Origin of the sequence: Botrimarina sp., from assembly GCF_040219535.1 — a bacterium.
In the GTDB taxonomy this organism is placed as follows: domain Bacteria; phylum Planctomycetota; class Planctomycetia; order Pirellulales; family Lacipirellulaceae; genus Botrimarina.
This window is the reverse complement of the sequence record NZ_JAVJSH010000029.1, coordinates 177265-201505: the sequence shown is the minus strand read 5'-3', so window position 1 is coordinate 201505 and position 24241 is coordinate 177265. Positions and strand designations below refer to the sequence as shown.

Genomic DNA, 24241 nt, shown 5'->3' with positions numbered 1-24241 from the left:
TGAGAAACGCCCGCCTCGGCCGGGGACCCATCTACAAACGCACAAGCCGCCGCGACGCCTGCTTCGCACAGCAAGCGGTCGCGGTCGAAGCCGTGCGGCGTCGTGCCTCGCGCACCGAGGTCGCCCTTTCCGAGTAGAACGCCATGAGGGCCGCCTCGAAGCCGCGCTGGAGCGTTGGTCGATAGTTCCGTCGGCGCGAACCCTGTCGGGCTTGCGGCGGAAACCGTTAAGCTGGTGGGGCAGAGCTCCACGGCAACGAAAACCCCGCGACGCGAGACCCCCGATGGCGGTCGACCCCTACGCCCCCTGCCCGTGCGGCAGCGGGAAGAAACTCAAATTCTGCTGCTCCGACCTGTTCGGCGAGATCGAGAAGGTCCACCGCATGCTCGAGGGCGACCAGCCCCGGGCTGCGCTGCGGCACCTCGAGAAAACGCTCGCCAAGACGCCGGGCCGCGCTTCGTTGCTCGACATCAAGGCCACGATCGAGCAGTCGCTCGGCGATCACGAGGCGGCCCGCGCGACGGTCGAAGAGTATGTCCGCGTCGACCCAACGAACCCCAGCGCCCATGCGCAAGCCGCGTTGCTAGCGGCCAATTCCGCTGCCGACGACGAGGCCACCGACGAGCAGAGCCGTGAGGCCAGCCGCCGCGCGGCCGACAGCCTGCAGACGGCGCTCGAGCTGGTCGACGAGACGATCCCCGCGCGGGTCCTCCAAGCGGTCGGCGCGGTCGGGCAGGCGCTGTTGGCGGCCGGCAATCTGGTGGCCGCCCGCTCTCACCTGTGGCTCTACCAGGGCATCGCCGGCGACGAAGACACCCGCGCGATGGAGCTGCTGATGCGGCTGGGCCGGGTCTCTGGGCTGCCGCTGGTGCTGCGAGACAACCTCTACCTGCGCGAGGCGCCCGCCGGCCACGCGGCCGAGGCCGCCCACGACGAGGCCCAGCTGCTCGCCAGCCGCGGCCAGTGGCGGCGCGCCGCGGCCGAGCTGGACCGGCTGCGGTTAGAACACCCGGACCTGCCGATCCTCCACTACAACGCCGCGCTGGTGCACGGCTGGCTCGGGGAGCAACAGCAACTCGTCGAAGGGCTGCGGACCTACGCGAAGCTCCTCGCCGAGGCCGCGCCGGGCGATTCGCTGCCGGACGACGCCATCGAGGCGGAGGCCATCGCGCAGCTGCTCGACGAGGAGCACCGCGAGGCGCCGGTCGAGGTCATGCAACTCGCTTGGTCGGTCGCCGACGAAGAGCGTCTGCTCGACCGGCTGACCCGCGACAAGCGGGTCGTGCCGCACCAGCTCAGCGAGTCGGAACTGGTCGGCCACGACGGGCCGCCGCCGCGGCTGGTGACGCTCCTGCTCGACCGACCCTTGCCCGAAACCGGAGCGGGCATCGACGCGGAAGCCACGCCGCGTATCGCGGGCATCCTCTCCTACTACGGCCGGCAGACGGACCGGGCCGAACGGCTGCAACTGATCGCCGACCGCGACGACCACTACGACCAGACGCTCGCCCTGGTGGCCGAGATCGCCGGCGACGCGCTCGCCGCCCAGGCCGACGAGCAATCGGTCGGTCGGTCCGCCGCCGAAGAGGGCGCGATGCGGCAGCGGTGGCGTTTCCCCGACGACACGCCGGTCGCCGACCGCCGCCGTGTGGTCGCCGAAGCGCAACGCACCGCGTTGCTCGACGAGTGGACCGCCAAGCCGAAGGCCGCGCTCAACAACACCCCGCCGGCCGACGCGGCGAAGTCGCCCGCGTTGCGGTTGCCCCTGGCCGCGGCGTTGCTCGTGCTCGAGCAGACCGCCTCCGGGAGCGTCGACGAGGCCACCCTCGACGAGGTCCGCGCCAAGGTCGGGATGCCCAAGCCCGAGCGGATCGACCCCCGTTCGATCGACCCCGAAACGCTCCCGCTGTCGCGGATCAACCGCATCGACCTGCGGGGCGCGTCGGACGACACGGTGTTCACGCTCTACCGCCGCGCGGAGCTGTGCGGCGCGGCCGACGCGGCCGTGGCGACCGCGCGCGAGGCGATCCGCCGCGACCCGGCCGAGCACGAACTCACGAAGCCCGAGCTGTACGCGCGGCTCGTCGCGCTCGAACCCGACCCGGCCGACGCGCTCGATTGGCTCGGTGGCGCGCGGGCCGACGAGGGCGCCGAGCACGAGAATTGCTCGACGTGGGACCTGGCGGAGCTCGAGCTCCGCGTGATGGAGGGCCAGTACGAGGAAGCCAACCGCCTCGTGCACCACCTACGCGACGAGCACCTGGACGAGCCCGGCGTCGCCGAGCGGTTGTACTCGATGCTCTACTCGATGGGCGTGGTGCCGGCCCCCGGCGAGGCGCCGGCCGGCCCCGCCCCTGCGGCCCCAGCCGAGACCGCCGCGGCGGGCGGATCGCGCCTGTGGACGCCCGACGCCGGCGCTCCCGACGCCGGCCCCGCGGGCGGCGGCCAGAAGATCTGGACCCCGTCGTAGCGAGCCCCGCGCGCCGCCGTGCCCGACGCCCCGCCGCCGTCGACTGCCGAATCCGTGGCGATGCGCCGCGCGCTCCAACTCGCCCGTCGCGGCGAGGGACTCGTGGAGCCCAACCCGATGGTCGGCTGTGTGCTGCTGCGCGACGATGAGGTCGTCGGGCAAGGGTGGCACGAGCGCTACGGCGGCCCCCACGCCGAAGCGAACGCGCTACGCGAAGCGGGCGAGGCCGCGCGGGGCGCCACGGCCGTCGTCACGCTCGAGCCCTGCTGCCACACCGGCAAGACGCCCCCCTGCGCCGACACGCTGATCGCAGCCGGCGTGCGCCGGTGCGTGATCGCCGCGCGTGACCCGTTCCCGCTGGTCGACGGCGGCGGCCTGCGCCGCCTAGAGGAGGCCGGTGTGCAGTGCGTGGTGGGCGAGGAGCAAGCGGCCACCCAGCAGTTGCTCGCCCCGTACCTGAAGCTGACCACCACCGGCCTGCCGTGGGTGATCGCCAAATGGGCGATGACGCTCGACGGCCGCATCGCCACCGCTTCCGGCCAGAGCCAATGGATCAGCGGCGCCGCGTCGCGGCGTTGCGTGCACGGGCTCCGCGGGCGGGTCGACGCGGTTGTTGTCGGCGCCGGCACGCTGGCGGCCGACGACCCGCTGCTGTCCCCCCGGCCGGCCGGGTCGCGAACGCCGCTGCGGGTGGTGCTCGCCGACGACCGGCCCCTGCCCGAGAAACGCCGCCTGTGGGACACCCCCGAGCTAGGGCCGGTGCTGGTCGCCCTCGGCGAGCGGTATCCGGCAGACGCGGCCGAGCGGCTCCGCCAGCGCGGCGTCGAAGTCTTGCCGGCCGACGCGCGACGGCTGCTCGAAGCACTGGGCGCTCGGCGGCTGACGAACGTGCTCGTCGAGGGGGGCGGCAAGCTCCTAGGCCGGTGGTTCGACGCCGGGCTCATCGACGAGGTCTGGGCCTTCGTCGCGCCGAAGATCATCGGCGGGGCCGGCGCGGCAGGACCGGTCGGCGGGGCCGGCGTCGGATCGCTAGCCGACGCCCTGCGCCTGGCCGACACGCGCGTCGATCGGCTCGGCGCCGACCTCCTGATCCGCGGCCGCGTCGCGCGCGGAAACTAGCCCCACGGCCCGACCGCGCGTCAGTTGCGGCGCAGCTCGAACGGCGGCGGCCGGTGGGCGGTCGCCGGCTCGGGCGCCGCCGCGGGCTGCGGCGCGTACGGCGCCGGCTCCGCCAGGATCGCCTGCTCCGCCGAACGCCTCGACGGCTTCGCCGCGGGCGTGGTCACGCTGGCCGCTTCGACACGCAAGCGCTGCCTCGGCACAGGGCCCGTGCTGCGGATCACGAGGACGCCGATCACCAGCACCAGCACGGTCACCGACGAGAGGACCCAGGCCGCCGCGACCGCGTCGCGCTTGCGTGCGCGGGCCTCGTCGCGGGTCGATCGCATTTCGGCGGCGGCGTGCATAGATCGGGCCTTTTGGCAGGCCCACTGCGGGTTGTCAACGACAAACAAATCCGGACGGCCCCGGCGCCCTTCGTTGCATCGGCGCCGCGGGCCGGTCGGCGGAAGACGAATCGACCCGATGGCCGATCCCTTCGCCCCCGCCGCTCGCCGAAATTGCCCACCCCGCCTATCTCGCTGCCGCCGAGCCATCACGTCACTCGGGCCTTTCAGCCACACGGAGCTTCGCGCTGCGCGACCGCGGGTTCTGCGCGACCTCCTCGGCCGACGGGCGGAGGGGCTTGGGCGTCACGACACGCAGCCGCTCGTCCTGGCGAAACGCGGTCTTTACCAAGCGATCCTCCAGCGAATGGAAGCTGATGATCGCGATCCGGCCACCCGGCGCCAGCAACGCCGGCAGCCGCTCCAGCGCGCGTTCCAGGTGAGACAGCTCTTCGTTCACAGCGATCCGCAGCGCCTGAAATGTGCGCGTCGCCGGGTCGAGCCGCGGGTCGTAATTCTTCGGCACGGCGCGGCGGACGATGTCGGCCAGGTCGCCGGCCGTTGTGACCGGCCGCTGGCGCCGGCGCTCGACGATCGCCCGCGCGATCCGCCGGCTCATCCGCTCCTCGCCGTAGCGGTAGATCACGTCGGCCAGGTGCTCTGCCGACAGCCGGGCCACCAACGCCGAGGCGGGCTTGCCTTCGGTCGGGTCGAACCGCAGGTCGAGCGGGCCGTCGGCGTGGAAGCTGAAGCCACGCTGGCGGTCTTCGAGCTGGTCGCTCGACAACCCCAGGTCGAGCAGCACCCCGTCGAGCCGCCCGAGCCCCGCCTCGGCGACGACCTCCGGCGCTTCGGCGTAGCTCGCGCACGCGACCAGAACCGGAAGCCCCGCCAGCGCGGTTTCGGCACGCCGCACCGCGTCGGGGTCGCGATCCAGCGCGATGACTCGCCCGTCGGGCGCGACACGCTCTGCTAGCAAACGGGTGTGCCCCCCGCCGCCGAGCGTGCCATCGAGCAGCACCCCCCCGGGCCGCGGCGCGAGGGCCTCGACCGACTCGTGGGGCATCACGCTCACGTGGACCGTGCTCAAGCGGGTCTCGTTTTGGACGACTAGGGATGACGGGCCGGGGGTGCGCCGATCGTAGCCGGTCGGCGGCCCATCGTCGCCCGGCCGGATGCCTCGTACGATGGTCATCCGATCCCAATCGAACGAGCCACCGATGCCCGAGCACGACATCGACCCGCTGCTGATGGACTACGACCTGCCGCGCGAGCTGATCGCGCAGGAGCCGCTCGCCAACCGCACCGACGCGCGGCTGATGGTGGTCGACCGCCAGCGGCAGTCGATCGACCACTACCACGTGCGCGACCTCCCCGAGCTGCTGAGCGCGGGGGACCGCTTGGTCCTCAACGACACGCGGGTCATCCCGGCGACGCTCGTCGGCCGCCGCGAAACGACCGGCGGCGCGTGGCGGGGCCTCTTCTTGTCGGCCGAGCCCGGCGGCGACTGGCGGCTGGTGTGCAAGACCCGCGGCAAGCTCCACCCGCCCGAGGCGGTGACGCTGCTCGACCGCGACAACCGCGACTCCCGCCGCCTGTGGCTCTTGGAGAAGCTCGACGAGGGCCAGTGGCTGGCCCGCCCCGAAGGGGACCCGCCCATCGACGAGGTCCTCGCCGCCGTAGGCCGCACGCCGCTGCCGCACTACATCCGCGGCGGGCAGATGGTCGACGACGACACGGCTCGCTACCAAACGGTCTTCGCGCGCAAGCCCGGGGCGGTCGCCGCCCCGACCGCCGGCCTGCACTTCACCGAGGGCTTGATGCGCCGCCTGGAGTCGCGCGGCGTCGGCTTCGCCGCGGTCACGCTGCACGTGGGGCTCGGCACGTTCCGGCCGATCAAGGAGTCGGCCGACACGCACGAGATGCACGCCGAGTGGTGCGAGCTCGGCGACGACGCCGCCCGCCGCATCAACGCGACCCGCGCCGACGGCGGCCGGATCATCGCCGTGGGCACCACGTGCGTGCGCACGCTAGAAACGGCCACGGCCCACGCCGGCCCCGGCCAAGCGGTCGCCCCCTTCCGCGGCGAGACCGACCTCTTCATACGCCCCCCCTACGCGTTCGGCGCGGTCGACGCGCTGATGACCAACTTCCACTTCCCGCGGACCACGCTGTTGCTCATGGTCCAAGCGATCGGCGGCGCCGAGCTCGTCCGCCGCGCGTACGAAGAAGCGATCGCCCAGCGCTACCGCTTCTACAGCTACGGCGACGCGATGCTGATCCTGTAAGGCGAGAGGAAGGACCAGATGCGGGAGGTCCGACGTCGTTGCAGCCGCAGCACCGCCACTGACCACTGACCAATGACCGCTGCCGCTCAGAACCCAATCTGCACCTGGGTCCGCAACAGCAGGCCGTCGTCGCCGGCGATCAGGTCGGCCGTGGTGGTGGTCACCGGCGAGCCATCGACGAGCGTCACGTCCATCGAGAACTTGTTGACGAGGTCCGACAGGTCGTTGTCGCCGCTGCCGATATCTCCGAAGTAGTAGTTGAAACCGAGGGCGAACTCGTTGGCGTTCCCCAGAGGCCCCGCCACGTGCGAGTGCCGCGCCCAGCCATCCAGCCGCTTGGGCACGAAGAACTTCCCCACGTCGAGCCGGTAGCCGTAATCGGTCACTTGGTCGCGGTCGATCGGTCCGTCGGCGCGGATGTCGTGGATCGAGCGGAGAAACACCTCGGTCGACACGCCCCAGCTGCACCACTTCACCGCGAAGTCGGCCGCCGCCTCGAGGACGCTGTCGCTCAGCACCCGAGACCCCGGCCCCAGCGCCCCCACGTCCGCCAGGCGGGTGCCGTCCGATAGCCGCAAGAAGTTGTTGTCGCCGAGGGGGAATCCCGCGTCCTCCCGGTCGGTCGATCGGTCGTAAGCGAGGCTCGCCCCGTAGCGCACCACCGGCGACTCGTGCCACTCGTAGTCCCCTAGGCCCGCTCCGTAGGGCCCCAGCGGGTCGGCGTAGACCGTCGCCGCCCAGCCGAGGTTGTTGTCCAGGTTAAAGGGCTGGCGGGTGCTCGTGCGGAGCCCGTTGGTGAGCGAGGTCTCGTAGAACCAGCCGCCCTCGAGTTCTCCCAACAGCCACACGCCGTCGCTGAAGCCGACGCGGAAGAACTCGGTGGCCATCGAGCGGTCGACGAGCGAGAGGAACCGGCTCGACAGCAACCACTCCCGGTCGCTCGCCACCTTCCAGCGGCCGAGCCGCACCTGCAACGCGTCGTCGAACCGGTAGGTGACGATGTACGCCAGCTGGTCGACGTTCGAGCCCCCGTCCGAGTCGCCGTCGAAGATGAGGTAGTACGACAGGTCCTTGTCGATCGCCGTGCCCTGCAGGTTGAGCCGCAGCCGCTCGGAGTCGAAGTTGTTGCGGTTCCGGACCGGGCGGGACACGCCGGCCGCGTCGGTCCAGGTCTCCTCGTCGCGGGCGAAGCCCGTGTACCGCAGTTGAAGGCGGGCCCCGATGTAGAGCGAGTAGGGGTCGCGGTCCGAGTCGACGCCGCGGATGAAGATCCCCTTATCGAACACCGCCCCCACCTCGTACTGCGGGCCCTGCGCGCCGTCGGCGTCCGTGGAAGCCACACCGATCAGCGGCCGGTAAGCGCCCGTCGGTTCGCTTTGCGGAACCGGCGGCAGCAACACCGGCGCGAGCGTCGGCGGCGCAGCCTCGGCGGGCTGGGGGCCCGGCGCCGTTGTTGCCTGCTGCGCCGGCGCCGCGACCGCTAGCGACGCAATCAGAACGATCAGTGGCCATCGGAGTGCGTTCACACGGCACTTATCGGCGTCGGCCGCGCGGAGCGCTCCGCTGTGTCGCTGGTTCTGCTCTCACTTTCGGAACAAATCCGAGGCCATGGGAGCTCAAGGGCATGGCCTTTGCCTCAAGAGGCCCCCAAAGCTCGGCGCCGCCAGTCGAACGATCTCCCGTTCCGCGCTGCTGAGCCACGCAAGGCACAAACCACAGGAAAACAACGATGAAGATCATGAACCTGGCGATCGCCGCGACGGCCGCCGCGATGCTGGCGCCGATGCCGGCGCTGGCGCAAATCGGCGGCGTCAACCCGCCGAGCCGCCAAGCCGACGACCAAGCCGACAACGCGCTCGACCGCCAGCCAGGCGTCGAGCAGCGCAGGTCCAACTACCGAGGCGAAGCGGGCCAACAGCAGAGGCCGCAGGGCGGCATGCAGCAGGCCGGCACCGACCAAGAACTGGTCAACTACCTCGCCGCGAAGATGAACCTGTGCAACGCATCGCAGGTCGCGCTGGGTGAGATGGCTGCGCAGCAAGCCGAGAACCAGCAGGTGAAGGACTTCGCCCAGCAGGTCCAACAGAGCTACCAGCAGCTCAACCAGCAGTTGAAGCAAGCGATGCCCGGCGTGAAGACCGTCGACGCGTCGTTCGCGTCGGACCAGTCGTCGCGCTCGATGCGGCAGGACAACCGCTCGCAGGTCCAGAACCGCGACCGGGTCGACCTCGGCATCCAGACGCCCGGCCAAGACGCCAACCCGCTGGCCGAGAACGCCCTCGGTCAGAATAGCCCCGCGCGCAACAATCAGATGCGCGATCAGCAGCAGAACCGCGACGCGCAGAACCTCGGCCTCGCGGGCCAGCAGGCCGCCCGCGCAGGGCAGTCGGCCCCCCGCGGCGACTTCCTCGACGGCGCCGCGCAGAAGCTGATGGACATCACCCGCCGCGCGGCGGAGGAGAACCACCAAGCGACGGTCCAGATGCTCCGCGAAAAGCAGGGCAAGGAATTCGACAAGTGCTTCGTGGCGGCCCAGGTCGGCACGCTCACTTGGTACCACTCCGAGTTGACCGCGATCCGCGACACGGGCCCGCAACAGTTCTCGCAGGTCGTCCAGGAGGCCGAGCGGAAGGTCGCCGACCACCTCGAGAAGGCGAAGCAGCTCGCCCAGCAACTGAGCGACTCGCAGTCGAGCAACCAACGCGCGATCAACTGATCGCCCAGCGGCTCAGCCGCCGAGACTCGCCCCGCGGGCGTGCCGGAAGCTCAAGCGAGCGGCCGAGCACGCCCGCTCTTTGTATGCGCCGACGGGTGCTCCCCCCGGCTTGCGCCGCGGGCTCGCGGGCCAGCAGCGGCGCTGGGTCTCTTGGTGATTCCACCTACGACTGACGTCGCAGGCTCGCTTCCCTCACCCCTCACCCCTCACCCCTCACCCCTCACCCCTCTTCCCTCTTCCCTCACTCCTCAATAGGCGTTCTTCCGCCCCAGCACGACCCACAGCGTGCGGCAGAGGATCTCCAGGTCCATCGAGAAGCTCCACGTGCGGATGTACTCGTGGTCGTACTTTACGCGCCCCTGCATCTTGTCGAGCGTGTCGGTCTCGCCGCGGTAGCCCATCACTTGGGCGAGGCCGGTGATGCCCGGCTTCACCTTGTGGCGGAGCATGTAGCCGTCGATCAGCGTGCGGTACTGCTCGTTGTGGGCGGTCGCGTGCGGCCGTGGCCCCACGAGGCTCATCGAGCCGCCAACCACATTGAACAACTGCGGCAGCTCGTCGAGCGAGGTCTTCCGCAGCAGCGCGCCGACGCTTGTCACGCGCGGGTCGTCTTTGGTCGCTTGCTTCACCTCGGCGCCCGCCGAGCCACTCTGGCAGGCCTCTTGCCGCATGCTGCGGAACTTCCAGACCCAGATCTCCCGGCCGTCGAGGCCGTAGCGGCGTTGCCGGAAGATGACGGGGCCGCGGCTCGTGAGCTTCACCGCGGCCGCACAAGCCAGCAACACCGGCGAGAGCAGCGCGAGCAGCACCAGCGCCGCGACTAGGTCGAAGCAACGCTTCAGCAACCCGTCGATCCCGAACAGCGGGTTCTCGTGGATGCTCACCGCGGGGAGCCCGCCCACGTTCGTCAGCCGCGCGTGCAGCAGCTCGAACACAAAGAAGTCCGGCACGATGTACACGTCGGCCGTGGTGTCCGCCAACCGGTTGAGCACGTCGCGCAAGCGGTTTTCTGCCCGCATGGGGAACGTGAGGTAGACCGTGTCGATCTCGCCCGCGCGGCACGCGGCGATCAGCTCGCTCACGCCGCCGACGACGGCGCCCAACTCGGCGGGGACCTCGGTGCGCCGCGCCGCGGAGGCCACGTCGGCCTGCCGGCGGTCGGGCGTGGCGGCCTCGCGCCGCTCGGCGCCGACGCGGTCGCTGCCGCTGCGGCGGTCGGGTTTCTTGCGGCGCTCCTTGTAGCGGTCGTCGTAAAAGCCGACCGGCTTCAGGCCGAGCTCCGGCGCCGCCGCCAGGTTCTTTGCTAGCTGCACGCCCAGCTCGTTCGCGCCGCAGATCGCCACCCGCCGGGTGTTCCACCCGTCCGCCTGCAGGCGCCGCTGCACGGAGCGCAGCACGCCCCGCAGGCAGACCATGACCAGCGGGGTGAGCAGCACCCACACGACCTTCGTCTCGTAGGTGAAGCGCGCGTTGTACGCGGTCAGCAGGCCGATCCCCAGCAGCGCCGCCACGGTGTAGGCCCAGGTGAGCGCCAGGCACCCCAATTCGCCCCGCAGGCGCGCGCCACGCCAGGATCGGTACACGCCCGTCAGCTCGCTGACCGCGTGGAACACGACGACCGCGGCCGTGGTGGCGGCCAGCCACTCGTTGACGAGCGTGTGCCCGGCGTCGCCGCCGGCGGGGGTGAGCCTCGCGGCCGCCCACGAAACGGCCGCGATCGCCGCCGCGTCGATCACCCGGTGCAGGCTCGAAACGAGGCTCGGCGCGGATCGGATGCCGCGGTGGATCGAGGACATCGGCGGGCGGACTCCTGGCGTCGGGGGGCGTCGCAGCGGGGCGCCGGAAAGGCTAGGTCGCGAACCGGGCGAAACTCTTCGTTGCCGGCCGGCGTCCGTATGCCGTAGCCTCTAGGCCACAGGCGGGTTGCGACGGCTGCGTCGGCTGAGTCGACCGAGTCGGAAGGCCCGGAAAAACGGATTTGACGAGATTCCCGAACCCCCACCGGGCCACCGCGGCACTCCCCCGGGCGGAACAGGGCGGTCTCTAACCAGAAGGGGCGGCGGTGAAACACGCTCGCGCGGCGGTTCTCGGACTTGGGCTGATGGTGGTCGGCGCGGCGTTGATGGGCGCGGGGCCTGCCGACTCTTCTCGACAAGCGGTGTCCGACGCAATGAAAGAGGGACACTGGGCCGACGCGCTGAAGATCGCCCGCCTGAGGCTCGACTCCGGGCAAGCCGTCGGCGACGACCTGCGCGACGCGGCCGAGTGCCTGCGGCAGCTCGGCCGGCTCGAGGGCTTCGACCCGCTCGTCGAGCAGGCTGTCGACCGCTACGGCGACAGCCCCGAGATGCTCGTCGCCGCCATGCAGGCCTACCGCAGCACGCCCAGCTACGGGCACGAGGTCGCCGGCGAGTTCCGGCGCGGCCAACAGCGGGGGCGGGGCGCGACCCTCTCGATCGAAGAAGCCGACCGCGTGCGCGTGCTCCGCCTCGGCGAGCGGGTGCTCGGCCTCGTCGACGACGCCGAGAGCCGCTGGGCGCACCTTGCGCTGGACACCCTCCGCGAGGCGCTCGTCGACAACCGCCGCGGCGACTTTGCTTGGCGGCTGCAGCTGCTCACCGACCTCCGGGCCGAGCTGCCGGAGCCCGACCCGCGTTGGAACGCGTCGGTCGCGCCGAGCGACCCGCCGGTCACCGCCCAGGGGGACATGCCGGTCCTCTACGAGGTCCCCGCCGGCTGGGAGGCCGCCAAGAGCGACGGCGAGCGCTGGCGCTGGACCATGGCCGAGATCGCCCGCCGACGGCCCGAGCTCGCCGACGGGATGACCCTACAGTACGCGTACTTCTTGCGCGAGCAGTTCGGCGTGCAGTCGCTCGTCCAGCAAGGCTGGTTCCGCCCCGCCGCCGCCGCCGACGACGGCCCCTCCGACGAGACCTCCGCCCTGGCGGTCGAGACCCTCGCCGACTCCGAAACGATCGCCCGGCTCGCCACGGGCGTGCGGCGGTTCACGCTGCCGGAGGGCCACCGGTTCGTCGAGATGTTCCGTGAGGTGGAAGACTGGTCCACGCTGCACGACATCTACCTGAACCGCAACCAACGCTCCAAAGCGGCCGAGGCCGCGCGGCAGGCGCTCGAGCAGGCCGACGACGAGTCGCAGCGTGAGCGGTGGCGGTCCAACCTCTCGCAGATCGTCGACCCGTGGGTCCGGTTCGAGTCGACCACGCCCCAACCGGCCGGCCGCGGCGCCACGCTGCGTATCACCCACCGCAACGCCGCGCAGATCGGCTTCACGGCGAAGCGGGTCGACGTAGCGAAGCTGCTCGCCGACGTGCGCGAGGTGCTCACCAACCCGCCGGAGGACTACAACCGCCGCGACCTCCAGGTCGAACAGATCGGCTGGCGCCTGGTCCACGCCGACGGCGAGCGCTACCTGGGCGAGACCGTCGCCGAGTGGTCGGCCGAGGTAGAAACGCCGCCCCGCCACAACGACGGCGCCGCGGCGATCGCCTCGCCGCTGCAGAACGCCGGCGCCTACCTGGTGACCGCCACCCCCAAGGGCGAAGGGGAGGACGGCGCCAAGCTGAACGTCGTCGTGTGGATCGCCGACACCGCGCTGGTTCGCAAGCCGACCGACAGCGGCGCGATCTACCAGGCGCTCGACGCGCAGAGCGGTGCGCCGGTCAACGCGGCGACGCTCGACCTGTTCGGCTACCGCGAGCAGCGCGACCGGCTGCCCGGCGGGCAGCGGCCGCCGCGGGTCGAAACGACGCGCCGCGTCGCCGCGACCGACGCCGGCGGCCTCGCGGTGCTCGACCTGGCGCCGCCCGAGGGCGAGCCGCCGTACACGTGGCTGGCCGTGGCGACGACCGACGAGGGCCGCCTCGCCCACCTCGGATTCGAAGGGATCTGGCGGAGCCAAGCGGACGCCGACCCGCCCCAAAACCCGCGCACGTTCGTCGTCACCGACCGGCCCGTCTACCGACCCGGCGACACGGTGAACTACCGCGTCTGGATCGGACGGCCGGACTACCTGGCGTCGGTCGACTCAGGCCCCGACGCCCAGCCGTCCGAGTTCGCCCACAAAGAGTTCAAGGTCGAACTGTACGACGCCCGCGGCGACAAGCTCGCCACGAAGCGTCTGACCGCCGACCAGTACGGCGCGCTCGCCGGGACGTTGCCGACGACCGAGGCCGCCACCCTCGGCGTGTACCGGATCGACGTGGTCGGCTTCGGCAGCGGCGGCTTCCGCGTCGAGGAGTACCGCAAGCCGGAGTTCGAGGTCTTCGTCGACGCGCCGGACGAGCCGACCCGACTCGGCGAGACGTTCGACACCGTCGTGCGCGCCAACTACTACAGCGGCGCGCCGGTCGCCGGGGCGCGGGTCAAGTACAAGGTGGTCCGCACCCGCAAGTCGAACCGTTGGCTGCCGCCCCGCCCGTGGGATTGGTTGTACGGCCGCGGCTACGCGTGGCTCGGCCAAGACGCGCCGTACCGCGCCGACTGGGGCCGCTGGGGCTGCCCAGGACCGCTCCCGCCGTGGCTACCCCAGCCCAGCGGCCCGCCCGAGGTCGTCGCCCAAGGCGAAGCCACCCTCGACTCCCAGGGGCGCTTCGGGCTGCCGATCGACACCGATCCGGCGAAGCAGCGCCTGCCCGACGTCGACCACCAGTACGAGATCACCGCCGAGGTGACCGACGCCGGGCGGCGGACGATCACCGGCTCGGGCAGCGTGCTGGCCGCCCGCCGGCCGGTCGACGTGACCGTGTGGCTGTCGCGCGGCTTCTACGACGTCGGCGACACGATCCGCGCCCAAATCGCGGTCCGCCGCCCCGACGGCCAGCCCGTCGCGGCCGGCGGCGAGCTGCGGCTCCTGAAGGTCTTGCCGCCGCAAAGCCCGACCCCCCTCCCGCCCGACGGCCAGCCAACCAAGCTCGTCGACCCCAAAGAAGAACTTGTCGAGTCGTGGACCCTGCCCACCGACGACTCGGGCGCGGCTTCGATGCGGCTCAAGGCCTCCGAGGCGGGCCGCTACCGCTTGGTTTACAAGAGCGCCGCGGCGGACGCCGGCGTCGAAGGGGGCGTGTTGTTTACGATCCGCGGCCCCGGCTTCGACGGCGGCCAGTTCCGCTACAACGCGCTGGAAGTGATCCCCGACAAAGCCGAGTACGCGCCCGGCGACACGGCCCGGTTGCTCATCAACACCGACCGCGCGGGCTCCACCGTCAGCCTCTACGTGCGCCCTGTGGGGGGGGTGTATGGCAAGCCGCGCGTGCTCAAGCTGGAGGGCAAGAGCACGCTGGTCGAGCTCGACGTGACCGCCGGCGACCTGCCGAACTTCTACGTCGAAGCGACGACCGTCGCCGACGGCGAGTTGCACGTGGCGGCCAAGCAGCTCGTCGTGCCGCCCGAGTCGCGCGTGCTTAAGGTCGAGGCCTCCCCCTCGGCGAAGGCCTACCTGCCCGGCGAGAAGGGCAAGCTGCAGGTCCGCCTGACCGACTCGGCCGGCGAGCCGGTCGTCGGCGCGGCGACGCTCGCCGTGTACGACCGCAGCGTCGAGGCGATCGCCGGCGGCCCCTCCGGCGGCGACATCCGCGAGCGCTTCTGGGACTGGAAGCGCCAACACTCCCCCACCACCAGCCACAACCTCGACCGCCAAGAATGGCCCGTCACGGCCGAGGGCGTGCCGATGATGCAGTCGCTCGGCGTGTTCGGCGATGTCGTACCCCGGCGGGGCGGCTTCGCGGCGGGCCACGTTCGGGCGCCTTTCTATCAAGAGATGCTGATGTCGCGGGCGACTCCCGCGTCGGCGCCGGCGATGGCCGAAGCCGACGGGTTCGCCGATCTATACGTTAATCTTCCGGTCAGCAAAGCGACCGGCGCCGCCGCGCCCGAGGTTGCCGTCCGCAAGGACTTCGCCGACACCGCGCTGTGGGTCGCGTCGGTCGAGACTGACAAGGACGGCTTCGCCGAGCTAGCGATGCCCCTGCCGGAGAGCCTCACCTCGTGGAAGGTCCGCGCGTGGGCCATCGCGCCGGGCCTGCGGGTCGGCCAGGGCGAAGCGGAGGTCGTCACGCGCAAGGACCTGATGGTCCGGCTACGCACGCCGCGGTTCTTGGTCGACGGCGACCGGGCGACCTTCTCCGCATTGGTGCAGAACCAATCGTCGCGCGAGCTCTCGGTGCGCGTGCGGCTAGAGGTCGACGGCGAAGCCCTCAGCGTGCGCGAGTCGTCGGAGCGCTCGGTGACGATCGGCGCGGGCGAGGAGCGGCTCGTCGACTGGGGGGTGGCCGCGTCGGCGGCCGGCCGGGTCACGGTCCGCGCGATCGCCGTCGCCGACGGCGAGCCCCCGCTGTCCGACGCGATGCAGCTCGAGTTGCCGGTGCTCGTGCACGGCGCCGAGATCGTCGACTCGTTCAGCGCGGTCATCGCGCCGGACGAGGGCCTCACGACCTTCACGCTCGTCGTGCCCGAGAATCGCCGCCCCGAGGCCACGCGCCTCGATGTCCGCTACTCCCCGACGCTCGTCGGCGCGATGCTCGACACGCTCCCCTACCTGATCGAGTACCCGCACGGCTGCACCGAGCAGACGCTCAACCGCTTCTTGCCGGCCGTGATCGTGCGGCAGACGATCTCGGACCTCGGCGTCGACCTGGCCGACCTCAAGCCGGCCGAGGGCGAGGCCAACGGGCCCCAGCCCCCCGACCGCCCCAACCCGGTCTTCGACCCCAATGAGCTAGACAAGATCGTCCGGCAAGGCGTGAACCGCCTGGTGCAGATGCAGCTCGCCGACGGCGGCTGGGGCTGGTTCAGCGGGCTGGGCGAGCACAGCAGCCCCCACACCACGGCCGTGGTCGCCCGCGGGCTTGGGATCGCCAAGGAGGCCGGCGTCGCCGTGCCGGACGAGGTGCTCTCCCGCGGCTACGACTGGCTCGCCGCGTACCGCGATCGCCAACTCGCCGCGCTCGCCAACGCGGACGACGAAGGGAACCGGCTCGACAAAGACAAGCCCTACAAGCGCCACGCCGACAACCTCGACGCGCTGGTGGAGCTGACCCTCGGCCGCGGCGGCCGCCCCAGCGAAGGGATGCTCGGCCGGCTGTACGAAGACCGGCTGCAGCTCGCGCCGTACAGCCTCGCCACGCTCGGCATGGCGCTGCACGTCGACGCGACCCGCGACCAGCCCACGCGCGACGACTCGGCCGACCGCCGAGCGACCGTGCTGCGGAACCTCAAGCAGTTCGTCCGCACGGACGACGAAAACCAGACCGCTTACCTCGACCTGCCGGGCGGCTACTGGTGGCTCTGGTACGGCGCCGAGTACGAGGCCCACGCCTACTTCCTCAAGCTCCTCGCGGCTACCGAGCCGCGGGGCGAGCTGGCGCCGAAGCTGGTCAAGTACCTGCTCGCCAACCGCCGCCACGCGACCCGCTGGAACAGCACGCGCGACACCGCGCTGGTCGTCGAAGCGATGGCCGACTACGTGCGCGCCAGCGGCGAGGCCGCCGCCGAGGGGACCGTCGAGGTCTGGCTCGACGGCAAGAAGCGCCAGACCGAGCGCTTCGACGCGGCCGGCGCGCTCCGCTTCGACGGGCGCTTCGTGCTCGCCGGCGAGGAGCTCTCCGCGGGCCGCCACACGCTGGAGCTCCGCAAGACCGGCGAGGGCCGCCTGTACGCCGGCGCGTCGCTGACGAACTTCTCGCTCGAGGACGACCTCCGCGCCGCGGGGCTCGAGGTGCGCGTGAGCCGCCGCGTCCAGAAGCTCGTGCCCGTCGAGGAGCAGGCGGCCGACGTCGACAAGCGCGGCCAGGCCTATTCGGTCGCGGTCGAGAACTACCGCCGCGTCGACGTGCCCAACCTGGGCGAGGTCCAGAGCGGCGACCTCGTGGAGGTCGAACTGACGATCTCAAGCAAGAACGACTACGAGTACCTCGTGATCGAAGACCACAAGCCGGCCGGCTTCGAGCCGGTCGAGGTCCGCAGCGGCTACAACGGCAACGCGCTGGGCGCGTACGTGGAGTTCCGCGACGAGACCGTCTGCTTCTACGACCGGGTGCTCCCGCGCGGCGAGCGGACCGTGACCTACCGGCTCCGCGCCGAAACCCCCGGCCGCTTCTCGGCCCTCCCGGCCCAGATCAGCGCGATGTACGCCCCCGACCTCCGCGGCAACAGCAACGAGATCAAGATCGCCGTCGAGGACCGGCCGGAGTGAGCCAGGCCGTAACGGCGGCGCCAAGCCGAACCGGGCGCGCCCCAGCCAACCGCCGACGGCCGGCAGACGGCAGACGGCAGACGGCAAGCCCCGTCAGGGGCGACAGCGCATAGCCGGGGGCGCGAGCCCCCGGATGGCCGGCCAACGCGCGATCGAGAGCCCCGGAGGGGCGACAGCGCTCACGGCAGCGGAGATGCTGTCGCCCCTGGCGGGGCTTGGGGGCGCTTGCCCGTTCGGGGCTTCGGGGGGCTGCGCGTGCCGTCGGCTCGAGCGCGGCCGGCCACGCCCTTTGCGCCTCCGCGGCTTTGCGTGAGACTCGTAGGCCCTTGACCCGCCTACCCGAGAAGGAGCTCGCCGTGCCCGCCGCTGTCGCCCGAAGCCGTATCGCCGAAGAACAGGTGCTCGTCGTCCCCGCGTCGGTGCTGGACGAACTGGGCCGATTCCAAGGCTTCTCGGCCGACATCGACCGCTACCTTCAGCCCCTGCTGCGGAGCGACCGGCTCGCTTACCGCCCGCGCAGCGCGATGGAAGAGGACCCCAGCTACAAGCAGCTGATCCCCTACGTGGTGCTCCGCTACTCCGACCCCAGCGGCGGCGCGCACGTGTTCAGCTACACCCGCGGCGGCGGCGGTGGCGAGTCGCGCCTGCACGCCAAGCGGAGCCTCGGCGTGGGGGGGCACATCTCGACCGACGACGCCGCTCACGAGGTCGCCGGCCGCGACGACGGCCTCTACCGCCGCGGACTGGAGCGTGAGCTGGCCGAAGAGGTCCGCATCGACGCGCCGCACACCGAGCGCTTGATCGGCCTGATCAACGACGACTCGACCCCCGTGGGCCAGGTCCACCTCGGCGTGCTGCACGTGCTGGACCTCGAGGCGCCGCGCGTCGCGTCGGCCGAGCCCGACCTGGCCGAAGGGAGCTTCGTCCCCGCCGACCGCGTCCTCGCCGAGCTCGACCACTACGAAACGTGGTCCCAGATCGCCGCCCGGGCGGTGCTGGGCTAAGGCTAAGTGCTGGGCTGAGCCACCCTGGACCGGGGGCTCGCGCCCCCGGCTACGCGCTGCCGCCCCTCCGGGGCTGCGTCGAGGGGACGCCACTCCCCGCTGGCGGGCACGGCGTACAATACGTCGCATATGGACGACGTCATCTACCTCGACAACCACGCCACGACGCGCTGCGACCCACGCGTCGTCGAAGCGATGCTGCCGTGGCTCACCGAGCGTTTCGGCAACGCGGGCAGCCTCCACGCCTACGGCGAACGAGCGCGCGAGGCGATCGACGCCGCCCGGCGGTCGATCGCCGCGGCGATCGGCGCCGCGCCCGAGGAGATCGTTTTCACCAGCGGCGCGACCGAGAGCAACAACCTGGGGATCCGCGGCGTGGCCGAGCGCGAGCGTCGGCGCGGCGACCACTTGGTGAGCGTCGCCACGGAGCACCGCGCGGTGCTCGACCCGCTCGCGCGGCTCGCCAAGCGCGGCTACGAGGTCACGCTGCTCGATGTCGAGCCCGACGGCTCGCCCCGCGCCGGCTGGCTCGACCCGCAGCGCGTGGCCGACGCGATCACCGAGCGGACCTGCCTGGTGTCGGTCATGCTCGCCAGTAACGAGATCGGCGTGGTCCACCCGATCCGGCGGATCGCCCAGGCGTGCCGCGAGCGGGGCGTGCTGCTGCACTGCGACGCCACCCAAGCGGTCGGCAAGCGGGACGTGAAGGTCGATGAGTTAGGCGTCGACTTGATGAGCTTCACCGCGCACAAGCTTTACGGGCCGCCGGGCGTGGGCGCGTTGTACGTGCGCCGCCGCGATCCGATCGTGCGTCTCGACGCCCAAATCGCCGGCGGGGGCCAAGAGCGGGGCCGCCGCAGCGGCACGCTGAACACGCCGGGGATCGTCGGCTTCGGCCGGGCGATCGAGCTGTGCGAGGCGGCCCGCCCCGAGGAGTCGCGCCGGCTGGCCGCGCTCCGCGACCGGCTGTGGGAGGGGCTCGAGCGCCGGATCGAAGGCGCCCGCCTCGTCGGACCCGGGCTCGACCAGACAAGCGACGACGGCCAACCTATCCGCCTGGCCCACAACCTCTGCTTCGCGCTGCCGGGCCTCGATGGCGAGGCCCTGATGCTCGCCGCGCCGACGCTCGCGCTGAGCAGCGGCGCCGCGTGCAGCTCGACCGACCCCGCGCCGAGCCACGTGCTCACCGCGCTGGGCCTGACCGAAGACCAAGCCCGCGCTACCCTCCGCATCGGGCTGGGCCGCTTCAACACCGAGGCCGACGTGGCCACGGCCGTCGAAGCGCTGGCGGCCGCGGCGGCCCGGGTCCGTGCGCTCGCGTAGCGGGCTGTGCGTTCGTGGCCGGCGTGCGCTGCGGGGGCGACGCTAGGCCGCGGCCTTGGCCGCATCGGCGTAGTGCCGGTTGATCAAGTCGTTCTGTAGCCACAACAACTTGTTGAACGCCCGCAGCGTGGCGACCTCGGCCTCGCGCGGCAGGCCGAGCGACGCAATGGTTGCGACCAGCGCGTCGGCGACAAAGCCCATCAGGGCGTTCATCTGCACCAGCGGCACGTTGATCACCGGGCTGCCGGCGCCGGGCGTGTGCATCGCGCCGACCCGGTCGAGGTACGCGACCATCCCGGCGTCGTACGGCGAGGTAACCAGCTTCTGCAGGTAGCGCCCCAGGTGCTGCTTGCGGAAGCGGATCGTTTCGGAGTCCACCGACAACGCTTGGACCGACCCAGCGGTCGCTCCCTCGTACCCGTGCTGCCTGGGGACGAAGTGGCGCCAGGTCGCGTCGTACTGGTGCAGCTTGTCGTAAACCGCGTCGACCAACCCGGGCACAAGCGGCCCCAAGTGCTCGGCGGACGCGTGGATCGCCGCGATGTCGTCTTCTCCAAAGCCAACGAAGTCGGCCAAGTAGGCGAACCGGGCGCCGAGGTCGGTCTCGAGGCGCTTTTCGTCGATCGTCTTCATGCCACGCGGTGGGGGAAGGGCTTTACATCAAGCGGGAGAGAACTATTTTGGACACGCCTGTCCAATTCAACCGAAGGGTACCCCTCGAATAATTGGATGTCAAACTCCAATTACGACCCCATGCTCTCCCAAACCGTCGAATACGCCCTTCGGACGGTCGTCCACCTAGCGGCCAACGCCCCGGATAGCTGCACCACGGCCCAGCTTTCGGACGCGACACGGGCGCCGGCGGCCTACCTCTCGAAGGTGATCCAGGCTTTGGTGCGGGCGGGCCTCTTGCAGTCGCAGCGCGGCGCGGGTGGGGGGGTCGCGTTGGCCGTATCGCCCCAGGAGCTGACGATCCTCGACGTGGTCAACGCGGTCGACCCGATCGGACGGATCGAGAGCTGCCCCCTGGGGATCGCGTCGCACGGCAAGCGGCTGTGCCCGCTGCACCGGCGGCTCGACGGCGCGCTCGCTGCGGTCGAGACCGCGTTCGCCAGCACCACCTTGGCCGAGGTGCTCGCCGAGCCGACCGATTCTCCCCCGCTGTGCGAGGGGCTCGTCGCCCCGGGCGATTGAGCCAGCCCCCGCCGGGTGTTCCGAGGGTCTTCGCAAGCGACCATCGCGGGGCCGGCTCGTGGGTCCGGCTTCGCCAACGGGCCGATGGGCGTCAGGTCGCCGGCCACACCGCGCGCCCTAGCCACACGCCCCCGACAGCGGCGGCGAGGCCGAGCACGACATTGAGCGTCACGTTCGCCACGGCAAGCAGCGTCTCGCCGTGCTCGAGGTGGCGGACCGTCTGGTAGCCGAAGGTCGAGAAGGTGGTCAGGCCCCCCAGCAGGCCGACGGTCAGCCCGGCGTGCCAGGCCGGCGCGAACCGTTCTGCCGCGATCAGGGATTCGTGCATCAGCAGGCCGAGCAGGAAGCAGCCGACCACGTTCACGACCAGCGTGCCGTGCCCGAACCGCGGGCCCCACAGGGCCACGCACCCGGCGCCAACGCCGTACCGCGTCACCGCGCCGACCGCCCCGCCTACCGCTACGGCGACCAGCCGCATCGTCAGATCGTTCATCTGCTCTGGTTGTCGCGTTACTGGACCCCACGCCGGCCTGCCCAAGCGCGGCCAATCCTTCTGCGTGGGCGCCGCTCGGCGGGGACAATCAAGCCAGCCGACGGCGCCACGCCTGCGCAACAGTTGCGCCACAGCATGGCAGAGTGTAACGGATCGGTAAGCCGTTGCCCTCCAATAGGTTAGCGTCGGTTTCGGGGCGCGCAAGCGTGACACAGCGTTTCTGAGGCGAGTGTCGCGTTTCGTTTCGAAAATGCGCTTCCCCGCAACCGAAGGTCGCCGCCCTGTATGGGGGGGTAGGGCTGTTCCGGCAGGGATTCCCGTCTTCGTGTTCGGATCACCCAACGCGATTCAAACAGTTTCGCCATCTTGCCGAAGTTACCAATCGGATGCTGGCGCTGGCGTCATGGGGCTCTCCCCGCGCTGTGCCGGCGGGTGTGAACGGAAACGATCGCGGCGTAGCGGCCGAGCCGCTGCGACGGGCTGCAGGAGGCAGCGGCAATGGATCCACGGCGTATCGAACCCCTTCCGGCTTGCCTATTCGCCGTGGCGGCTGCTGCGCTGGGGTTGAGCATCGCGCTGGCGACAACGGGGCGTGGGGTCAGGGAAGCCGCCCGCGCGGAGCCGCCCCGCCGGAGCAGCGAGCCGCTGCGATGGCCGCTCGAAGCGGCGCCCGCTCCGGCGAGCCCGTATGTGGCCAAGCGGGCCGACGACCCCGAGCTACGCCGGTTCACGATCTCGCCCCCCGCGCCGACCCCGCCAGAGGTCATCGCGGAGATCGCGACGCAGCCGTTCGCCTACCGGGCGCCCCAGCGCGAAGCGGTGGTCCTCCTGGTCGGTCCCTCGCAATGGCGGGCCGGCGACGGCGGACGGCGGGTCGTGAGCCGCTCGCAGCGCCGGCGCTGGTCGGTCGGCCCGATCGACACGCTGGCGGCGGCCGAATGGCTCGGCCGCGCGACCGCCGCCCCGGTCGATTCGCGGGTCGACTTCGGTCGCGTCGTGGCGTCGCTCCAGCAGGCCCGGCGGATCGTCGACAGAGCGGCGGTCTCCGCGCAGCGGTCGGCCCCGGCGCCGCGGCCCGCGAAGCCCGTCGCACGGGTCGTGGCGCCGAGCGTCATCGCGACGATCCCCGCTTACTTGGCCAGCGGCTCGCAGCACGGCGCGTTCCCGGCCGCGACGAAGCTCGCCGAGCAGCTCGGCCGGGTCGCCGACGACCGCGCGGTCGCTCCGTGGGCTTGGGCCGTGGCCTACCACCTGCGCACGCTCGCCGCGGCCGGCGTTTCGGAGGGGGCGGCGGATCGGGCGCTCTCGCGGCTCGACGACGCGATCGACGAGGCCCTCACCGGCGCCGACCGGCGTCGGGACGAGCGCGTCGCGGCCGAGTGGCGCCGCGCGGCCTACGCCGTGCGGCGGCGCGTCGACGCCTGGCGCGCCGAGCAGATGCAGGCGGTGGTCGCCATGCGGCTCGGGCCCACGCCGGGCTTGGCCGAGTCGCAGCGTCGGCTCGAGTCGGCCCGGTGGGCCATGTCGAAGGAGGGCCTCGGCCTCGCGCCGGGCGTGGTGCTCGCCGAGCCTTGGGCGCCGCTGCGGGTCGCCCAGCGGCTAGAGCAGTACGAGCAACGGCCCACGTCGGGCCTGGCCAGCTCGCTCGCCGCCGAGAAGGCGCGGCTGGCGGCTTCGACGAGCGAGCACGACCGGGAGGTGGCCGCGGCAATCGAGCAGAACTACCGCAACGCGAACCTGCGGATCGCGGTCGCCGCGGAGCTGCTCGAACGCCTGCTGCCCGAGCCCGCGCCGGTGCAGGCGCCGGTCCGCGACCGCATCGCCGGCGCGAACGTGAGGGGCCAGTCGGTCACCCAGACCGACATCGACCTGCGCCTGACGCCGGACCCGTTTGCGTGGCGGATCGGGCTCGAGGCGCGGGGCGTCGTCGAGTCGCACACCCAAGCGCGCGGCGGCCCGGCGTTGCTGGGCAGCCGGACGGAGGTCGTTTTCACCGCGAAGAAGCTGATCGTGGTCACGCCGCAGGGGATCCGCTCGGCGCCGGCAGTCGCCGACGCACGGACAACCGGCTCGCGTTTGGTCAGCGTGGCGACCGACTACGACCGCATCCCGCTGGTCGGCGACTACGCCCGCTCGGCCGCCCGCCGCGAGTACGCGGAGCGTCGGCCTCGGGCCGCGGTCCAGACCCGGATGAAGGTCGAGCAACAAGCCCGGGAGACGCTCGACAATCGGGTCCGGACGCAGCTCACGGAGCTCCGCTCGCGGTACGACGAGCAGCTTGCGCTGCGGACGTCGGCCCTCGGCATAAGGATCGAGCCGATCGAGATGCGGACCACGCCGCAGCGGCTCGTCGGCCGCTTGCGCTTGGCCAACCACACGCAGCTCGCCGCCCATACGCCTCGGTTGCGTGCGCCGTCGGACAGCTTGCTGAGTGTTCAGCTCCACGAGTCGACGCTCAACAACACGCTCGCCGGGCTCGACCTTGCGGGCGAGAGCCTCACGCCGGAAGAGCTGCGCGAGCGGATCGAGCAACGCCTGGGGGCGGCGCCGCGCGAGGGGAGCCACGAGCCGGGCGTGGTGCTCCGCTTCGCGGCGGACGATCCGGTCAGGGTCAGCCTCGCGGAGGGCAGGGCGCACCTGGTGCTTTCGCTCGACGAGATCAACATCCGCGGCCACCGGCACCACGACTTCCGCGTGCACACGTACTTCCGCCCCGAGGTCGACGGGCTGACCGCCGAGCTCGTGCAGGAGGGCACGCCGCAGATCGAGGGCCGCCTCCGCACGTCGAGCCGCCTGCACCTGCACGGCGTGTTCGGCAAGGTGCTGGGCGAGGGGCGTCGGGTGCCGCTGGTGCGGGTGACCCACCGCACGCCGGAACCGCTGGCCGCGGCGCTCACCGGGTTGGCTACCAATCAGCTGGTGATCGAAGACGGCTGGCTCGGCTTGGCGATCGGCCCGCCGCGCGCTGCGGGACGCGTCGCTGTGCAGGTGGGGGGTTACGTTCGGTGAAAGAAGCGGTCGGCTCTTTGCGGTTGGCTATGCTGACCTGCAAGCCGAACGCTGAACACCCGACGCCACTCGATCCAGCGAGCACGACCA

General features: G+C 71.6%; 15 protein-coding genes. 9 read left to right on the top strand and 6 right to left on the bottom strand.

Going from position 1 to position 24241, the window contains the following annotated elements:
• The first annotated feature begins 283 nt into the window (after positions 1 to 283).
• Together RIC11_RS17020 and ribD are read left to right on the top strand one after the other, a co-directional pair.
• Positions 284 to 2470, top strand: a complete 2187-nt coding sequence (locus tag RIC11_RS17020; protein ID WP_350213463.1) for a YecA family protein — start codon at positions 284 to 286, stop codon at positions 2468 to 2470.
• Positions 2471 to 2488: 18 nt separating this feature from the next.
• Entirely contained in the window at positions 2489 to 3589 is a 1101-nt protein-coding gene (ribD, locus tag RIC11_RS17015; RefSeq protein ID WP_350213462.1) for a bifunctional diaminohydroxyphosphoribosylaminopyrimidine deaminase/5-amino-6-(5-phosphoribosylamino)uracil reductase RibD, read from the top strand.
• 20 nt (positions 3590 to 3609) lie between these two features.
• On the opposite strand, the gene RIC11_RS17010 is transcribed toward ribD, so the two are convergent.
• Positions 3610 to 3918 (bottom strand): hypothetical protein, encoded by a 309-nt coding sequence (locus RIC11_RS17010; RefSeq protein WP_350213461.1) that lies wholly within the window; start codon positions 3916 to 3918, stop codon positions 3610 to 3612.
• Between the two features lie 211 nt (positions 3919 to 4129).
• On the bottom strand, positions 4130 to 5110 hold the full coding sequence (gene rsmH, locus RIC11_RS17005; RefSeq protein ID WP_350213460.1) for a 16S rRNA (cytosine(1402)-N(4))-methyltransferase RsmH: 981 nt from the start codon (positions 5108 to 5110) through the stop codon (positions 4130 to 4132).
• Positions 5111 to 5135: 25 nt separating this feature from the next.
• On the opposite strand from rsmH, the gene queA reads away from it, so the two are divergent.
• Positions 5136 to 6203: a tRNA preQ1(34) S-adenosylmethionine ribosyltransferase-isomerase QueA gene (gene queA / locus RIC11_RS17000; protein WP_350213459.1), complete on the top strand. Its 1068-nt coding sequence runs from the start codon at positions 5136 to 5138 to the stop codon at positions 6201 to 6203.
• An 86-nt stretch (positions 6204 to 6289) separates the two neighbouring features.
• Here the strand turns inward: queA and RIC11_RS16995 are convergent, their stop codons facing one another.
• The gene (locus RIC11_RS16995; RefSeq protein WP_350213457.1) at positions 6290 to 7729 is read right to left on the bottom strand and encodes a porin; all 1440 of its coding nucleotides are present in this window, start codon (positions 7727 to 7729) and stop codon (positions 6290 to 6292) included.
• Positions 7730 to 7932: 203 nt separating this feature from the next.
• Between RIC11_RS16995 and RIC11_RS16990 the strand changes: the two genes are divergently transcribed.
• The gene (locus RIC11_RS16990; protein ID WP_350213455.1) at positions 7933 to 8919 is read left to right on the top strand and encodes a DUF4142 domain-containing protein; all 987 of its coding nucleotides are present in this window, start codon (positions 7933 to 7935) and stop codon (positions 8917 to 8919) included.
• A 248-nt stretch (positions 8920 to 9167) separates the two neighbouring features.
• Here the strand turns inward: RIC11_RS16990 and RIC11_RS16985 are convergent, their stop codons facing one another.
• The gene (locus RIC11_RS16985; RefSeq protein WP_350213453.1) at positions 9168 to 10715 is read right to left on the bottom strand and encodes an undecaprenyl-phosphate glucose phosphotransferase; all 1548 of its coding nucleotides are present in this window, start codon (positions 10713 to 10715) and stop codon (positions 9168 to 9170) included.
• Positions 10716 to 10981: 266 nt separating this feature from the next.
• On the opposite strand from RIC11_RS16985, the gene RIC11_RS16980 reads away from it, so the two are divergent.
• The 3 genes from RIC11_RS16980 to RIC11_RS16970 all read left to right on the top strand — a co-directional run bounded on the left by RIC11_RS16980 (position 10982) and on the right by RIC11_RS16970 (position 19455).
• Positions 10982 to 17128, top strand: a complete 6147-nt coding sequence (locus tag RIC11_RS16980) for an alpha-2-macroglobulin family protein (RefSeq protein ID WP_350213451.1) — start codon at positions 10982 to 10984, stop codon at positions 17126 to 17128.
• 356 nt (positions 17129 to 17484) lie between these two features.
• Positions 17485 to 18132: a phosphoesterase gene (locus tag RIC11_RS16975; protein WP_350213449.1), complete on the top strand. Its 648-nt coding sequence runs from the start codon at positions 17485 to 17487 to the stop codon at positions 18130 to 18132.
• Between the two features lie 129 nt (positions 18133 to 18261).
• On the top strand, positions 18262 to 19455 hold the full coding sequence (locus RIC11_RS16970) for a cysteine desulfurase family protein (RefSeq protein WP_350213447.1): 1194 nt from the start codon (positions 18262 to 18264) through the stop codon (positions 19453 to 19455).
• Positions 19456 to 19497: 42 nt separating this feature from the next.
• Here RIC11_RS16970 and RIC11_RS16965 read toward each other — a convergent pair whose 3' ends face one another.
• The gene (locus tag RIC11_RS16965) at positions 19498 to 20088 is read right to left on the bottom strand and encodes a protoglobin family protein (RefSeq protein WP_350213445.1); all 591 of its coding nucleotides are present in this window, start codon (positions 20086 to 20088) and stop codon (positions 19498 to 19500) included.
• A gap of 96 nt (positions 20089 to 20184) precedes the next feature.
• Here RIC11_RS16965 and RIC11_RS16960 point away from each other — a divergent pair, with 96 nt between their 5' ends.
• Entirely contained in the window at positions 20185 to 20649 is a 465-nt protein-coding gene (locus RIC11_RS16960) for an RrF2 family transcriptional regulator (RefSeq protein WP_350213443.1), read from the top strand.
• A 91-nt stretch (positions 20650 to 20740) separates the two neighbouring features.
• Here RIC11_RS16960 and RIC11_RS16955 read toward each other — a convergent pair whose 3' ends face one another.
• Entirely contained in the window at positions 20741 to 21142 is a 402-nt protein-coding gene (locus tag RIC11_RS16955; RefSeq protein WP_350213441.1) for a fluoride efflux transporter FluC, read from the bottom strand.
• A gap of 498 nt (positions 21143 to 21640) precedes the next feature.
• Here RIC11_RS16955 and RIC11_RS16950 point away from each other — a divergent pair, with 498 nt between their 5' ends.
• Positions 21641 to 24151 (top strand): hypothetical protein, encoded by a 2511-nt coding sequence (locus RIC11_RS16950; protein WP_350213439.1) that lies wholly within the window; start codon positions 21641 to 21643, stop codon positions 24149 to 24151.
• Positions 24152 to 24241: the final 90 nt, after the last annotated feature.